Source organism: Caballeronia telluris (genome assembly GCF_001544495.1).
Lineage (GTDB): Bacteria > Pseudomonadota > Gammaproteobacteria > Burkholderiales > Burkholderiaceae > Caballeronia > Caballeronia telluris.
In genome coordinates, this window is the sequence record NZ_FCNZ02000001.1 from 434,286 (window position 1) to 450,060 (window position 15,775).

A 15,775-nucleotide genomic window follows, 5' to 3' on the forward strand; every position below is an offset into this window, starting at 1 on the left:
GCCGCGCTGGCTCATCGGCGCTTCTTTCTTGCCGGTTTGGGCGGCGTGAACGCGGCCGTCCAGAAATCGGCGATCTGCTTGTTTCCTCTTCTCACGGCCGTCGACGCCTGCCGCTTCGCGGCGGCGTTCGCATGTCCGCGCGCTGAACCGGCCACGGCATTCGCGCCGCTCAGCCACATGCTCATCAACGGGTTCTTCTTTGTCCACGGATTCTTCATGACGGTGCTCGCAGGTTGGCAACGCCTGTGACGACGCTGGAATGGAAGTGAAAGGGACGAGGTGCGCGGCTTGCTTCCTTGTGGCTGCCGCGCATTCGATCAGACACCTTCCGCACGGGCCGTGCCTGCGCCTTGGTTGCGCAGCCGGCTTACGCAAGGTTGCAGCGGGAACTTCAACCGCGCGGCAATCCGTACAAGACAGCCATCCCTACACTCGAACAAAAGCAGGAGACAGTCGTGACTGATCAATCTTCCAGACAGCCGGATCTCATGCGCCGCCAAATCCTCGCCGCGCTGGCGAGTTCCGTCGCGCTGTCCGCATGCGGCGGCGGCGACTCGGAATCGGGCGGTTCGGGCGGCACGCCGCCTGCCGTGGGCACGATTCCGCCCGACCGCGCCGGCTTGCCGCGTCCCGCGTTGCCCGATCCGGCGACGTCCGGCATCGACCATATCGTGCTCGTGACGATGGAGAACCGCTCCTTCGATCATCTGTTCGGCTGGGTGCCGAATGCGGAAGGGCTGCCCGCGAATCGGCAGTTCCGGGATGCGTTCGGCACGACGCAGACGCCCTTCGCGCTCGCGGCGAACGCGAGCTTCGGCTTTCAGGCCTGCAATTACGCCGATCCGAATCACGCCTACGATGCCGGCCGCGTGCATCTCGCGAACGGCGCGATGAACGGCTTCCTGCTGACGACAGGCACGAGCCTCACGCGCGGCGACCTGCTGCCGGTCGGCTACTTCCGCCCCGAGGACATGGACTTCTATCGCGGCGCGGTGAGCCAGTACACGGTCTGCGATTACTACATGAGCGGCATCCTCGCGGATACCTTTCCGAACCGTCTCTACCTGCACAGCGGCGCGACGGACCGCATCAGCGATACGCTCGATTCGTCGTCGCTGCCGACGATCTGGGATCGGCTCGACGCGAAGAACGTATCGTCGGCATATTACTTTCACGACGTGCCGTTCACGTCGCTCTACGGCACGCGCTATGTGGGCCGCTCGAAGCTCTTCGCGAACTTTCTCGCCGACGCCGCGGCAGGCACGCTGCCGTCGTTCTGCATGGTCGATCCGCGCTTCGGCGGCGAAGCGGTTGGCACGTCGAACGATGACCATCCGCACGCCGATATCCGCAACGGACAGGTGTTGCTCGGCCAGATCTACGAAGCGCTGCGCACGAGCCCGACCTGGAGCCGCACGCTGATGATCATCGTCTACGACGAGTGGGGCGGCTTCATGGAGCACGTCGCGCCGCCCGTGAAGCCGGTATCGGCGGCGGAACAGGCGGTGGGCAACGACGGACGTCTCGGTTTTCGCGTGCCGTGCATGCTGCTCGGACCGCGCGTGCGGCAAAGCTACGTATCGCGCTATCCGTTCGATCCCAGCTCGATTCATCAATTGATCGCATGGCGCTTCGGCCTCGATCCGCTCGGCGTGCGTGCCAGCGACCCGTCGACGTTCAACATGGCCTACGCGCTCGATCTGCAGAGCGCGGCGCGTACCGACGCGCCGGCCATCGCGGTGACGCAAGGCGTCTTCGGAGCGGCCTGCCCGCTCATCTCGACCGGCTCGATCACGAGCGGCATCGGGCAACTGGATCACCGGCAGCCTGCATCGCCGAGCGACGGCTCCATGGCGACGAGCGATGCAGGCGGCCGCTTCGCGGACCTGCACGCGAAGGCGGCCGCACTGGGCTTTCCGGTCGCGCCTTGAGTCTCCGAGGCGTCGCGTGCAACGAACGCGCGCTTGATTGCGTCGAGCGAAACGTCCGGTACATGCAAGCGTCATGCTCGCATGGACCGGGCCGCTCCGACCGAAAGGCACGGTTTACAAAGCCTTATGCGCCGCCTACCATTCGTTGACCCCCTCACGTTTCATCGCTCACTGTGGCGCTTTGCGAATACCGCTGCACGGGAAAACAACGCATGTAAGCGCGGTGCATGACGACGCAGTCGTTCCAGCGATACCCTGAACGTCGACTTGCCTTGCTTCCGGTTGTCCCTTGAGTCTTCCAGTACCGGCTCGCGCGATGCGAGTTCAACGACAGGAGCGCGGGGCCATGACCATCGTTCACGCCGCTGCATTCAGCGAGGCCATGCTGATCGCCGCGTTGATCGTGCAGCGCGTCCTGCGCGGGCGCACCGCGCACGCGGCGCCGCCGGCTGCGTCGGCCGTCGTCCACGCGGGCGAACGAGCCGCGTTGTCCGGCCGGCCGCGCGCATCGCAGACGGCGCTGTTTCAGGAACTCTTGCGCGACCGGTGGCAGCCGGTGCGCCGGCGCATCGCCATGTTGCCCGTCGGCCGCATGCGCAGGACGCCCAGACACGTGAGTCCGGAGCCGCTCGACGCGCATTGTCGCGAGTCGCTCGAACGCCTGCCGCTGGCAGCGCTCATCGTGGACGAAGAGGGCCGGATCGAACTCGTCAATGCGGTGGCGGAAAAGCTCTTCGGCTATGCGCGCGCCGAGATGATCGGCGCGGCGGCGGAGTGGCTCGTGCCCGGCTTTCTCAACGACGCTCACGCGAGCGTGCCTGCGCGCGACGACGCGCCCCTCATGCAGCACCACTTCGCGCGACGCAAGGACGGCACGCAGTTTCTCGTCGAGGTTGCGCGCAATCCGGTTCCGTCGATGGACACGCGCTTCACCTGCGCGCTCGTGATCGACCGCACCGATCGATACGAGCTTCAGCGCAACCGGCAGGAACTCGCGCATCTTACGCGCGTGTGCGCACTCGGCGAACTCACGGCGTCGCTCGCGCACGAACTGAATCAGCCGCTTACCGCGATCCTGAGCAACGCGCAGGCGGCACAGCGTTTCATGACGCGCGAACCCATCGACCTCGACGAAGTGCGCGAGATCCTGAGCGATCTCGTCGAGGACAACAATCGTGCGAGCGGCATTCTGCGCCGCATTCGCGCGCTCGTGAAAAAGGGCGAAGTCGAACTCGCGCCGCTCAATCTCGCGAGCGTGATCGGCGACGTGGCGTTGCTCGTCCACAGTGATGCGATCGTGCGGTCGATGCGCGTGACGCTCGACGTCGATGCGTCCCTGCCACCCGTGCGCGGCGACAAGGTGCAGTTGCAGCAGGTCGTGCTCAACCTGCTGCTCAACGCATTCGATGCCATGGCCCATTGCGCGCCGAGCGAGCGTGAAGTGGTCGTGTCGGCGGTTCCGGACGGCACGGACCGCGTGCACGTCGCGGTGCGGGATCGCGGAGCGGGCTTGTCCGCCGACGACCGCGACCGCATCTTCAAGCCGTTCTATACGTCCAAGCGCGATGGCCTCGGTCTCGGACTGTCGATCAGCCGGTCCATCCTCGACATGCACGGCGGCCGCATCTGGGCCGAGAACAACGAAGTGCGCGGCGCGACCATTCATTTCACGTTGCCGGCAGCAGTCGAGCCGCGCGACGCATCCTGGCGGCCCGCATCATGATCGACCTGGAGCCCGTCGTATTCGTCGTCGACGATGATGACGCCGTGCGCCGGGCGCTCTGCCGCCTGATCGGCTCGGCGGGCTATGGCGTGCAGGGCTTCGCATGCGCAAGCGAGTTTCTCGCGTTCGAGCTCGCGTCGGGCCGGCCGGCATGTCTTGTCCTCGACGTGCGACTGCCGGATTTCAGCGGCCTCGAATTGCAGCAAAGGCTCAACCGCGCGGGCGCGGCGTTGCCCATCGTGTTCATCACGGGTCACGGCGACATTCCGATGACCGTCACCGCGATGAAGGCCGGTGCCGCCGACTTCCTGGAAAAGCCGGTGAGCGAGCACGACCTGCTTCGGGCGATCGACGTGGCCTTAGCGCGCTCGCGGGAAGCGCTAAGCGATAGCGTCGAGATCGACGCGATCCGGCTGCGTCTGACGAAACTCACGCCGCGCGAGCGAGAAGTGTTCGCGCTGGTGGTAAAGGGGCGCCTCAATAAACAGGTGGCGTCCGAACTCGGCACGGTCGAAAAGACCATCAAGGTGCATCGCGCACGCGTGATGGAGAAAATGGGCGCGCACTCGCTTGCCGAACTCGTGCGCATTTCCGACAAGGTGGGCGACCTGTCCATTCGCTCGATGCAAGGTTCGTCGGACTAAACGCGATAAAGCTGGATGCAGCATCGCATTGAAGCACTTAATTGGCGATCCTTAATGCGCTATCGCTCATAGCAGGGGCGAATGTCCGATCGATGCTAGATGTGATGCGCGCTCGCGCTTGCCCGAGTCTTTACATCCGCGCGGCGCAATCCTTAAATGAGCTTGGGCAAACGATTGCCCGTCTTCGGCTCATAACGCTCCAGTCTCTTCCAACCATCCACAACATGAGACAGGTGATCCGCACCGGCGGTGCTTGCGGCTGTGCGCACGTCCGTCATCGCGCCATTCTTGAAGTATGCAGTGAGGTAAAGCCATGGTCAGTCTGACAAGCGAAGCAATCGACACTCTCAAATCCCAACTGCGCGGCGCCGTGCTGACGCCGTCCGATCCCGGCTACGACGCAGCGCGCACGGTCTGGAACGCGACCATCGACCGGCGTCCGGCGATCATCGTGCGTTGCGCGGGCTCGGCCGACGTGATCGCCGCCGTCGGGTTCGCACGCGACAACGGCCTCGTGCTCTCGATCCGCGGCGGCGCGCATAACATCGCGGGCAGCGCTGTCTGCGACGATGGCGTGATGCTCGATCTCTCGGCGATGAAGTCGGTGCGCGTGGACCCCGAAGCGAAGCGCGCATATGTGGAACCCGGCGCGACGCTCGGCGACCTGGACGGCGAAGCGCAAGCGTTCGGTCTCGCCACGCCGCTCGGCATCAACTCGACGACGGGCGTCGCAGGGCTCACGCTCGGCGGCGGCTTCGGCTGGATCAGCCGCAAGTTCGGAACGGCGGTCGACAATCTCGTCGCTGCGGAGATGGTGACGGCGGACGGCAAGTGGCGTCGCGTGACGGCCGAGCAGGATGCCGATCTCTTCTGGGCGATTCGCGGCGGCGGTGGCAACTTTGGCGTGGTCACGCTGTTCGAGTATCGCCTGCATCCGGTCGGTCCGCAGATCTATGGCGGGCTCGTCGTGTATCCGCTCGAAGAGGCGAACAAAGTGCTGCCGAAGTATCGCGACTTCGTCGCCGCGATGCCCGACGAACTGACCGTATGGGCCGTGATGCGCCTCGCGCCGCCGCTGCCTTTCCTGCCCGAAGACGTGCACGGCAAGCCGATCATCGTGCTGGCTTCGTGTTATGTCGGTCCGCTCGAAAACGGCGCGGAGGCCGTCGAACCGCTGCGTCACTTCGGCACGCCGTACGGCGAACATCTTGGCGCGATGCCGTTCACCGCGTGGCAAAAGGGCTTCGATCCATTGATGACATCCGGCGCGCGCAACTACTGGAAGTCGCACAACTTCGCGGCGATGGACGACGACGTGCTCGCGTCGCTTGCGAAATATACGAGCGAGCTGCCGTCGCCGCATTGCGAGATCTTCATCGGCGCGATGGGTGGCGAGACGAATCGCGTGCCGGTGGATGCGACGGCCTATGCGAACCGCGATTCGCTCTACACGGTGAACATCCACTCGCGCTGGACCGAACCTGCCGAGGACGAGACCTGCATCGGCTGGGCACGCAAGGTGTTCGACGCCCTCACGCCGCATGCGATCGGCAGTGTCTACGTGAACTTCCTGACGGGCGACGAAGGCGATCGCGTGAAGGCGGCATACGGACCGAACTACGCGCGGCTTACGGAGGTAAAGAGCCGCTACGATCCGCATAACCTGTTCTGCACCAACCAGAACATCAAGCCGGCGGCCTGAAGCGCGCTTGCGTCAATGTGAAAACGGGCCAGCGTAGAAGCTGGCCCGTTTCGTTTGCAGCGTTGCCATTCCAGGGCATCAAGGCCGTCCCAGATGCCGCTCGATGCCTCGCGAGTCGAGCTTGGAAATGTCGTGGTTGACTTCCTCGTAGACGAGCTTGCGCGTTTCGCTGCTCAGATGTTCGCGCAAGAGGCCAAGAAACCTGGGTTCCACGGCAAGGCGCAAACGATCGAATCGATGCTGCAAGCGCGCCTGTTCCAGATGACTCGCGACATTCCTCGCGAACTTCTCGCGATCCTTGTCGCTGAGTTCGGTCGAGCGCGCAACGGGGTTCGTGAGGTCTTCAATTTCCTGAAGGTCGAGCTTGAGTCCATGCGTCTCGAAGATCCGGGCGCGGCAGCCGTCGGCGGCAAGAACCCAGGTGATTGTGGTCATGTGCTCCTCCTGTTGCCCTTTAGCGAAAGCGCAGGCAACCGCCATTCTCGCTCAAATTGACATACGGATGCTTTGTCGATGAACTATATTCGTCATCCGAATTAAATGGCTAAAGAATTAGCAGCCGAATGCGCGCACACATGCAATCAATGACGGATTTTTCCGGCAAAAAAAGCTTGCATTTCTCGCGGAAAAAACTACCTTGATTAAACAAAAGCGATGAAGCGCGGCGGAGGAGACCATGCCGGCGACACGGATGATGATTGCGCGGCGAGCCGGCGTCAGTGTGGCGACGGTCGATCGTGTGCTGCGCGACGATCAGGCCGTGCGGCCCGAGACGGCCGAGCGCGTGCACGTGGCGCTCGCCAATCTTCGCGACGAACGCGCGAGCCGTGGACGTCCTCCTAAGCCGAGCACGTTTCGCGTGGCCTTCGTGCTGCCCCAGATCAACTCGCGCTTCCTCGATCACGTTGAGCGCGACATCGCGTTGTCCGCCAGCTTCTTCCGCGAGCATCGCGTGACGCCTTCGTTCTACCGGTGCGACTTCGCGAGCCAGCGCGAGACCGTCGCGTTCGCCGAAAAGGCACGCGACTACGACGCGCTCGTGCTCGCGCCGCTCGATTACCCGTGGGTCGAGCGCCTGATCGAAGAACTCGCCGAGGCCGACGTGCCCGTGGTCACCGTCTTTTCCGATCTTCCCGGGAGCAGTCGCGCCGCGTATGTGGGCGTGGACAACCGCATCGCGGGACGCACCGCGGGCCTTCTGATGGGCCGCTTTCTTGGCAGCCGCATCGGCACGGTTGCCGTGGTGTCGGGATCGTCGCGGCTTCATGATCAACTCGAACGGCGCACCGGCTTTTCGCAGGTGCTCGAAGAGGACTTCCGCAACCTGCGCTGGATCGCGGAGCCCGACTTCGCCGAAGACAGCGACGGCGCGGCCCTCGCGACCGCCGGGCTCCTCGCGCGGCATGAAGACCTCGCGGGCGTCTATGCGACGGGCGGCGGCATCTCGGGCATCGCGTCGGCGTTGCAGGAGGCGGGCGACAAGGCGCGCGTCGTCGTGATCGGCCACGGCCTCTCGCCCGAGACGCGCGCGCGGCTTGCCGAGCGTGCGATCGACGTGATCCTCGATCAGGACGTGCGCGGCATCGTGCATTGGGCGGGCATCGCGGCCGTCAACTTTCTGAACGACGTGCGGGGCGCGCTTGCGATCCCGACGCCGGATACCCGGATTTATCTTCGTGAGAATGCGCATGCCTAACGATCGCGAAACGGATCGCGAGACGGATCGCGACACGCGGACCGGCGGCTGACCCCGCAAGTGCCGAAGCACGGCGCCCGGCGCATGGGCGTCGACCGTCATCAGGATGGAGACCGCAAGCAAGAAGGAGAAGACACATGTTACGGCTTACACCACGAAGGATGGCCGCTGCTCTCGCGTTGTCGCTAGGGCTTTGCATGGCGGGCGGCGTGCAGGCGCAGGGCAAGCAGCTGACGCTCTGCTGGGCGGCATGGGACCCGGCGAACGCACTCGTCGAATTATCGAAGGACTTCACGGCGAAGAGCGGCATACAGATGAAATTCGAGTTCGTTCCCTGGACGAGCTACGCGGACCGCTTCCTCAACGAACTGAATTCGAAGGGCAAGCTGTGCGATCTCATCATCGGCGACAGTCAGTGGATCGGCGGGGCGGCGGTCAATGGGCACTACGTCAAGCTCAACGACTTCTTCGCAAAGAACAAGATCTCGATGGACGACTTCATGCCGGCGACGGTCGTCGGTTACGCGGAGTGGCCGAAGAACACGCCGAACTACTGGGCGTTGCCCGCCATGGCCGACGCGGTCGGCTGGACCTATCGCAAGGACTGGTTCGCACGGCCCGAGCTGCGCGCCGAGTTCAAGCAGAAGTACAAGCGCGAACTCGAACCGCCGCAGACCTGGGACGAGCTCAAGCAAACCGCCGAGTTCTTCCAGGGTCGCAAGATCGACGGCAAGACGGTGTATGGCGCGTATATCTTCACCGAGCGCGGTTCGGAAGGCATCACGATGGGCGTGACCAACGCGCTCTACAGCTTCGGCTTCGAGTATCAGGACCCGAAGAAGCCCTATCACCTCGAAGGTTTCGTAAATTCGCCGGATGCGGTGAAGGGACTGGAGTTCTATAAATCGCTCTACAAGTGCTGCACGGCGCCCGGCATGACGAACGCGTACATGCAGGAAGGGCTCGATGCGTTCAAGTCGGGTCAGGTGGCGATGCAGATGAACTGGTTCGCGTTCTTTCCCGGCCTGTACAAGGACCCGAACGTCGGCGGCGACAAGATCGGCTTCTTCGTCAATCCGCGCGAGAAGAAGCAGTTCACGCAACTCGGCGGACAGGGCATCTCGGTCGTGTCGTACTCGGATCACAAGGACGACGCGCTCGAATACATCAAGTGGTTCGCCCAGGCCGACGTGCAGAAGAAGTGGTGGCAACTGGGCGGCTATTCGGCGGCGAAGTCGGTCGTGCAGGACCCGAGCTTTCCGGGCAGCGCACCGTTCGCGCCGGCCTTCCTGAAGTCGATGGAGATCGTCAAGGACTTCTGGGCCGATCCGACGTATGCGGAGCTTCTGCTCGACATGCAAAAGCGCGTGCACGACTACGTGGTCGCGGACAAGGGCACGGCGAAGGAAGCGCTGGATCTGCTCGTCAAGGACTGGAACAAGGTGTTCAAGCAGGCGGGCAAGAACTAAGGCTCGGCAGCATGACGGCGGCTCGCCGGAGCCGCCGCTCGATAAGAAGGAGACACGCATGCAGGCAGACAGGCCTTTCGTCACGCAGGACGTCGACGCGACACAGTCGCGCCGCGCGCTCAGCAAGCTGCGCGGGCTGTCGGACCGCACGATTGCGTGGCTCTTCATTCTTCCGACGATCCTGCTGCTTCTGGCGGTCAACATCTTCCCGCTGATCTGGGCGCTCCGGCTGTCGTTCACAAACTTCAAGTCAAACATGCCGAGCGTGGCGCCGCGCTTCGTCGGCATCGACAACTACGTGGACATCCTGACCGACGAAGACATCTGGTACGCGATGCAGGTCACCGCGCGCTTCGTGTTCTGGTCGGTGGGGCTTGAAGTGCTGCTGGGCTTCGGTCTCGCGCTTCTGATCAACCGGCAGTTTCGCGGTCACAGCTTTTGGACCACGCTGATCCTCTTGCCGATGATGCTGTCGCCCGCGGTCGTCGGCAACTTCTGGACCTTTCTGTTGCAGCCGCAGACGGGTCTCTTCAACGACATCGTGAGCTTTCTCACCGGCATCCCGCCCGGTTCGTTCCAGATGATCGGCGACGTGCCGCTTGCGCCGTGGACCATCGTCATGGTCGATGCATGGATGTGGACGCCCTACGTGATGCTGATCTGCCTGGCGGGACTGCGCTCGATTCCCGACTATATCTACGAGGCGGCGGAAGTGGATCGCGCGAGCCCGTGGCGCCAGTTCTGGTCGATCACGCTGCCGATGACGATGCCGTTCCTGATGCTCGCGGTGCTCTTTCGCGGCATCGAAAACTTCAAGATGTTCGACATGGTGAACCTGCTGACATCGGGCGGCCCGGGCTCGGTGACGGAAACCGTATCGATCACGCTCAAGCGCGCCGCGTTCGAGAAATGGCAAACGGGTTATTCGTCGGCGCTCGCGATCATCCTCTTCGTGACGGTGTTCGGCGCGGCGAACATCTATATCAAGGCTCTCAACCGGATCAAACAGCGATGAGACCGTCTGGCAACGCCTATTCCGTGGTGGCCGCATCGGCGGGCGGCAAGCGCTTCGCGGCGATCGTCGTGATCGCCTATGCGCTCGTGACGACGCTGCCGATCGCGTGGATCTTCATGACGAGCTTCAAGACGCAGGAGGATGCGATCGCGTATCCGCCGGTGTTCGTGTTTCATCCGTCGCTTGAAGGCTATGTGAATCTCTTCACGATCCGCTCGCGGCAGACGCCCGAGTTCATCGCGAGCCTGCCGCCCGCGACGACCTGGTACGAACGCGACGTGAGAAAGCGCAACATGGTGATCGCGGGACCGTCGAAGGTCTTGCCGCGTTTCATGAACTCGCTCGTGATCGGTTTCGGCTCGACGTTTCTCGCCGTGTTTCTCGGCACGCTCGCGGCGTATGCGTTCTCGCGCTTCAAGGTGCCGCTCGCGGACGATCTGCTGTTCTTCATCCTTTCGACACGCATGATGCCGCCGATTGCCGTGGCGATTCCGATCTACCTGATGTATCGCGCGCTCGGCCTGAGCGACAGCTATGTCGGCATGATCGTGCTCTACACGGCGGTGAACGTCTCGCTCGCGGTCTGGCTGCTCAAGGGTTTCATGGACGAGATTCCGCGCGAGTACGAAGAGGCCGCGCTCGTCGACGGCTATACGCGGCTGCATGCATTCGTGAAAGTGGTGTTGCCGCAGGCGATCACGGGCATCGCGGCGACCGCGATCTTCTGCCTGATCTTCGCGTGGAACGAGTACGCGTTCGCCTCGTTGCTCACGAGCGGCGATGCGCAGACGATGCCGCCGTTCATCCCGTTCATCATCGGTGAGGGCGGTCAGGACTGGCCCGCGGTCGCGGCGGCGACGACGCTCTTCGTGCTGCCGATCCTCTTCTTCACCGTCGTGCTGCGCAAGCACCTGCTGCGCGGCATCACCTTCGGAGCGGTGCGCAAATGAAACGCGACCTGACACTGCCGCGCGTCAACCTGCTGAGGCGCGGACCGGGCGAAGCGCTTTCGACCATTCTGATCGGCGCGGGCGTCGCGATGCTCGTGCAGCCGTTCTCGCTTGCGCTCTTCACGTGGTCGTTTCCCGTGATCCTCGTTGGCGCGTTAGCGTTTCTCGTCACCAGCCATTTCCCGGACTGACTCATGTCGCAGATCGTTCTCGTCAACCTGCACAAGCGCTTCGGCGATTTCACCGCCGTGCGCGGCACCGATCTCACGGTCGGCGCGGGGCGCTTCGTCGTGCTGCTCGGACCGTCGGGTTGCGGCAAGACGACGACGCTGCGCATGATCGCCGGGCTGGAGTTGCCGACCTCGGGCCAGATCCTGATCGACGGCGAGGACGTCACCGCGTTGCGCGCGCGGCAACGCGACATCGCGTTCGTGTTCCAGATGTTCGCGCTCTATCCGCACATGACGGTGCGCGAGAACATTGCGTTTCCGCTAAAGAACGAGCATGTGCCGCGCCGCGATATCGCGACGCGCGTGGATGCCGCTGCGCGCATGCTGCGCATCGAGCAGCTGATGGATCGCAAGACGGGCGGCCTGTCGGGCGGCGACCGGCAGCGCGTCGCGCTTGGCCGCGCGATCGTGCGCCAGCCGAAGGCGTTCCTGATGGACGAGCCGCTCGGCACGCTCGACGCCGACTTCCGCGAACTGATGTGCCTCGAATTGCGCAAGCTGCACAACGCGCTCTCGGCGACGACCGTCTACGTGACGCACGACCAGAGCGAAGCGATGGCAATGGCCGACGATCTCGTCGTGATGAATCAGGGCGAGGTGTTGCAGGCGGGGCCGCCACACGAGATCTATCACTATCCGGCGACGGTGTTCGTTGGCAACTTCATCGGCAGTCCGCCGATGAATTTCTTGCCGGTCGATGGCGCCGTGCAGGCCGGCGACGAAACCGTGCGCCTGCACGATGCGCCGGTTGCCGTGCCGCGTTGCGCAGCTACGGCCGAGCGCGTGTTGCTCGGCATCCGGCCGGAGCATGTGATGATCGACGACACGGGGCCGCTGCGCGGCAAGGTGATCGCCGATGAATATCTCGGTTCGCATCAGGTGCTGGTCATCGAGACCGCGGCGGGCGTCGTGCGTGCACGCACGAGCAAGGACGCGAGGCTCGCGGCGGGCTCGGCTGTCGGGTTGTCGATGCGCCGCGACCGCACGCTGCTCTATGACGCGGCGAGCGGCCGGTTGCTTCCGGGAGCCGCTCATGGCTGAGATCCAGTTGCGCAACGTCTCGAAGCGTTTCGGCGCGATCGTCGCGGTCGACGATCTCTCGCTCGATGTGAAGGATGGCGAATTCGTCGTGATCCTCGGTCCGAGCGGCGCGGGCAAGACGACTACACTGCGCCTCATCGCGGGTCTCGAAGGCCCCGATGCAGGCGACGTGCTGATCGACGGCGAGATCGCGACCGACGTGCATCCGTCCGAGCGCGATGTCGCGTTCATCTTCCAGCAGTATTCGCTGTATCCGCATCTGAGCGTGTTCGACAACCTCGCGTTTCCGCTACGCTCGCCGCGCCGCCGCACGAGCGAGAGCGAGGTGCGCGCGTGCGTGCAGAAGGTCGCCGCGATGCTGCACATGGAGACGAAGCTCGCCAACATGGCGACGCATCTGTCGGGCGGCGAGATGCAGCGCGTCGCGATCGGGCGCGCGCTCGTGCGCGAGCCGCGCGCGTTCCTGATGGACGAGCCGCTCTCGTCGCTCGATGCCAAGCTGCGCGAGGAACTGCGCATCGAACTCAAGCGGCTGCACCGGCAGATCGGCGCGACCATCGTCTATGTGACGCACGATCAGGTTGAAGCGACAACGCTCGCGGACCGCATCGGCATTCTCGAACACGGGCGTCTGGTGCAGATCGGCACGCCGCGCGAAGTCTATGGCGATCCCGAATGCCTGTCCGCCGCGCGGCGTCTCGGCTCGCCGCCGATCAACCTGCTGCCGCCCGCTTTCTTCGAAGCGTCCTCGTTGCCGGACGATGCGTCCGTCGTCGCGATTCGTCCGGAGGACATCGTGCTCGAAGCGGCCGACAGACCGAGCGCGCTCGAACTGAAGGTGCTCGAATATTCGCCGCTGCGGCATCTGCTGATTCTCGATCGCAACGGCACGCCGGTCGTCGCGACGACCTCGATGGAGCGCAACTTCAGCCCGGGACAGACGGTAGGCATCTCGCTGCCCGCGCGAAGCCTTTTATATTTTCGCGCCGACGGCAGGAGGATCCGGACATGAACGGCGAGACGGTCATGACATGCATCGACGCCGCGCACGCAGCGCTCGTGGCGAACACCGACGAGATCGCGCAACTCGACCAGCAGATCGGCGACGGCGATCACATTTTCAACCTGCTGCGCGGCATGGAAGCGCTCGTCACGGCGCGCGTGCAGATCGAAGCCGCCGCGTTTGGACCTGCGCTCGACCTGGCCGCGATGAAGATCCTCTCGACGGTAGGCGGCTCGTCGGGTCCTTTGTTCTTTTCGTTGCTGAACGGCATGGGAAAGGCGTCCGCGAACGAAACGCTCGACATCGGTGCCTTGGCGCGCATCTTCGCAGCCGGCGTCGATGCGGTCGGTCAGCGCGGCAAGACGGGCGAGGGCAGCAAGACGATGATGGACGTGCTGATCCCGGTTGCCCGGCGTTTCGAGGAACTGGCTGCGGCGGGCGCGTCCGCCGGCGATGTGCTCGCCGCGTTGCCGCGAACCGCCGAAACGTCGATGCTCGCCACGCGCGACATGCTGGCGACGAAGGGGCGCGCGTCGTTTCTCGGCGAACGCTCGCGCGGCCATATCGATCCCGGCGCGCGGTCCAGCCAGCTCATGATCGCGGCGGTGTGCGCGCGGCTCGCCCAATCCAGTTGAAAAGGAGTGGAAACATGAAGAAGTTCATCAACCACGTCGACGACTTTCTCACGGAAAGCCTCGCCGGCTTCGCGGCCGCCCATGCCGATCTGGTCGTGCTCAACGAAGATCCCGTGTTCGTGCGGCGCCGCGAACCGAAGCCCGGCAAGGTCGCGCTGATCTCCGGCGGCGGCTCGGGACACGAGCCGCTGCATAGCGGCTTCGTCGGCTACGGGATGCTCGACGCGGCGTGTCCGGGTCAGGTCTTCACCTCGCCGACGCCCGACCAGATGATGGCTGCCGCGAAGGCGGTCGATATGGGCGCAGGCGTGCTGTTCATCGTGAAGAACTATTCCGGCGACGTGATGAACTTCGAAATGGCGTCGGAGATGTGCGAGGTCGAGAACACGATGGTGCTCATCAACGACGATGTGGCCGTGGAGAATTCGAGCTATACGACGGGGCGTCGCGGTGTGGCGGGCACGGTGATCGTCGAGAAGCTGGTGGGCAGCATGGCGGAGAGCGGCGCGAGTCTCGAACAGTGCAAGACTTTCGGGGACCGCATCAACACGCGCACGGCGTCGATGGGCGTCGCGTTCACGAGTTGCACGGTGCCGGCGGCGGGCACGCGCACGTTCAAGATCGGCGACGATGAAATCGAGGTGGGCGTGGGCATTCATGGCGAGCCGGGACGGCGACGCGCGCCGATGGCCTCCGCCGATGCGATCGCGGGCGAGTTGCTCACGGCAATCGTCGACGATCTCGCGCCGGAGGCCGGCGCGCAATTGCTCGTGCTCGTGAACGGGCTCGGCGGGACGCCGCTTGGCGAGCTTTATCTGCTGTTCAACTCGACGCGTCTTTGGTTGCAGCAGCGCGACCTGCACGTGGCGCGGGTGCTCGTCGGGCCGCTTACGACATCGCTGGAGATGGCGGGCGCGTCGATCACGTTATGCGTGCTCGATGACGAGATGACCGCGCACTGGGACAGCCCTGTGCATGCGCCAGGGCTGCGGTGGGGGATGTAGCCGCTTACGTGTCGCTCCACATGCGCAGCAGGTTGTGATAGCAGCCGACGAGCGTGCGGCGCGCGTGATCGTCGGCGGGAAGACGCTGAATGGCCGAGTCCATGTCGAAGAGCAGCGTGCGACGCGCGTCGTCGCGCACGAGGCTCTGCACCCAGAAGAAGCTCGACACGCGCGCGCCGCGCGTCACGGGGCGCACCTGATGCAGGCTCGTCGCCGGATAGACGACCGCGTGTCCGGCGGGCAGCTTCACTTCCTGCACGCCGTAGGTGTCCTCGATGACGAGCTCGCCGCCTTCATAGTCCTCCGGCCGCGAGAGAAACAGCGTGATCGACACGTCGGTGCGAACGCGCGCGCCATGTCCGGGCACGATGCGAATCGCGCCATCCACATGACTGCCGAAATGCATGCCGCCTTCATAGCGGTTGAAGAGCGGCGGATAGACGCGATTCGGCAGCGCCGCGCTGATGAACAGCGGATTGTGTTCGAGCGCGCCGATGATGACGTCGCCCATCTCGCGCGCGATCGGCGAGTTCTCCGCGATCTGCTGGTTCTGCTTGACGGGCGCGCTCTGATAGCCCGACGTCACGCGTCCGTCGACCCAGGAGTCGGCGGCGGCTTCGAGCCGGGCGCGCATCGCGGCGGCGTTCTCGGGGCTGATTACGTTAGGAATGCATATAATCATGATTCGGTTCTACATGCGTAAAAGCCGCCCGCTTCCGGCAGAAGCGGGCG

Annotated in this window: 16 protein-coding genes; 14 read left to right on the plus strand and 2 right to left on the minus strand. The window is 64.2% G+C overall.

Features of this window, described 5'->3' with window-relative positions:
• Positions 1-45: 45 nt before the first annotated feature.
• The 5 genes from AWB66_RS34955 to AWB66_RS02000 all read left to right on the plus strand — a co-directional run bounded on the left by AWB66_RS34955 (position 46) and on the right by AWB66_RS02000 (position 6,000).
• On the plus strand, positions 46-249 hold the full coding sequence (locus tag AWB66_RS34955) for a hypothetical protein (RefSeq protein ID WP_159462867.1): 204 nt from the start codon (positions 46-48) through the stop codon (positions 247-249).
• A 239-nt stretch (positions 250-488) separates the two neighbouring features.
• On the plus strand, positions 489-1,931 hold the full coding sequence (locus tag AWB66_RS01985) for an alkaline phosphatase family protein (RefSeq protein ID WP_087628567.1): 1,443 nt from the start codon (positions 489-491) through the stop codon (positions 1,929-1,931).
• A 346-nt stretch (positions 1,932-2,277) separates the two neighbouring features.
• The gene (locus tag AWB66_RS01990) at positions 2,278-3,654 is read left to right on the plus strand and encodes a PAS domain-containing sensor histidine kinase (protein ID WP_235020947.1); all 1,377 of its coding nucleotides are present in this window, start codon (positions 2,278-2,280) and stop codon (positions 3,652-3,654) included.
• Positions 3,651-4,298 carry a response regulator transcription factor gene (locus AWB66_RS01995; protein ID WP_087628568.1) on the plus strand — a complete coding sequence of 216 codons (648 nt, stop codon included), beginning with the start codon at positions 3,651-3,653 and terminating at the stop codon, positions 4,296-4,298. Before AWB66_RS01990 ends, AWB66_RS01995 begins: the two co-directional genes overlap by 4 nt.
• A 313-nt stretch (positions 4,299-4,611) precedes the next feature.
• Entirely contained in the window at positions 4,612-6,000 is a 1,389-nt protein-coding gene (locus AWB66_RS02000; RefSeq protein WP_087628569.1) for an FAD-binding oxidoreductase, read from the plus strand.
• Positions 6,001-6,078: 78 nt separating this feature from the next.
• Here AWB66_RS02000 and AWB66_RS02005 read toward each other — a convergent pair whose 3' ends face one another.
• Positions 6,079-6,435 (minus strand): host attachment protein, encoded by a 357-nt coding sequence (locus tag AWB66_RS02005; RefSeq protein ID WP_087628570.1) that lies wholly within the window; start codon positions 6,433-6,435, stop codon positions 6,079-6,081.
• A 241-nt stretch (positions 6,436-6,676) separates the two neighbouring features.
• On the opposite strand from AWB66_RS02005, the gene AWB66_RS02010 reads away from it, so the two are divergent.
• The 9 genes from AWB66_RS02010 to dhaK all read left to right on the plus strand — a co-directional run bounded on the left by AWB66_RS02010 (position 6,677) and on the right by dhaK (position 15,043).
• A complete protein-coding gene (locus AWB66_RS02010; protein ID WP_200818900.1) occupies positions 6,677-7,696 on the plus strand; it encodes a LacI family DNA-binding transcriptional regulator in 1,020 nt (339 codons plus the stop codon).
• Between the two features lie 137 nt (positions 7,697-7,833).
• Positions 7,834-9,165 carry an ABC transporter substrate-binding protein gene (locus AWB66_RS02015; protein WP_125469643.1) on the plus strand — a complete coding sequence of 444 codons (1,332 nt, stop codon included), beginning with the start codon at positions 7,834-7,836 and terminating at the stop codon, positions 9,163-9,165.
• A 58-nt stretch (positions 9,166-9,223) separates the two neighbouring features.
• Complete coding sequence (locus AWB66_RS02020) at positions 9,224-10,180, plus strand: carbohydrate ABC transporter permease (protein ID WP_087628573.1); 957 nt, start codon at positions 9,224-9,226, stop codon at positions 10,178-10,180.
• On the plus strand, positions 10,177-11,130 hold the full coding sequence (locus tag AWB66_RS02025; RefSeq protein ID WP_087628574.1) for a carbohydrate ABC transporter permease: 954 nt from the start codon (positions 10,177-10,179) through the stop codon (positions 11,128-11,130). Before AWB66_RS02020 ends, AWB66_RS02025 begins: the two co-directional genes overlap by 4 nt.
• Complete coding sequence (locus AWB66_RS02030) at positions 11,127-11,321, plus strand: hypothetical protein (protein WP_087628575.1); 195 nt, start codon at positions 11,127-11,129, stop codon at positions 11,319-11,321. Before AWB66_RS02025 ends, AWB66_RS02030 begins: the two co-directional genes overlap by 4 nt.
• 3 nt (positions 11,322-11,324) lie before the next feature.
• Positions 11,325-12,401: an ABC transporter ATP-binding protein gene (locus AWB66_RS02035; protein WP_087628576.1), complete on the plus strand. Its 1,077-nt coding sequence runs from the start codon at positions 11,325-11,327 to the stop codon at positions 12,399-12,401.
• Positions 12,394-13,413, plus strand: a complete 1,020-nt coding sequence (locus AWB66_RS02040) for an ABC transporter ATP-binding protein (protein WP_087628577.1) — start codon at positions 12,394-12,396, stop codon at positions 13,411-13,413. Before AWB66_RS02035 ends, AWB66_RS02040 begins: the two co-directional genes overlap by 8 nt.
• Complete coding sequence (gene dhaL, locus AWB66_RS02045) at positions 13,410-14,039, plus strand: dihydroxyacetone kinase subunit DhaL (protein ID WP_087628578.1); 630 nt, start codon at positions 13,410-13,412, stop codon at positions 14,037-14,039. The genes AWB66_RS02040 and dhaL overlap by 4 nt, the downstream gene beginning before the upstream one ends.
• 14 nt (positions 14,040-14,053) lie before the next feature.
• Entirely contained in the window at positions 14,054-15,043 is a 990-nt protein-coding gene (gene dhaK, locus AWB66_RS02050) for a dihydroxyacetone kinase subunit DhaK (RefSeq protein ID WP_087628579.1), read from the plus strand.
• 4 nt (positions 15,044-15,047) lie between these two features.
• On the opposite strand, the gene AWB66_RS02055 is transcribed toward dhaK, so the two are convergent.
• Positions 15,048-15,725: a Fe2+-dependent dioxygenase gene (locus tag AWB66_RS02055; RefSeq protein ID WP_087628580.1), complete on the minus strand. Its 678-nt coding sequence runs from the start codon at positions 15,723-15,725 to the stop codon at positions 15,048-15,050.
• Positions 15,726-15,775 lie beyond the last annotated feature (50 nt).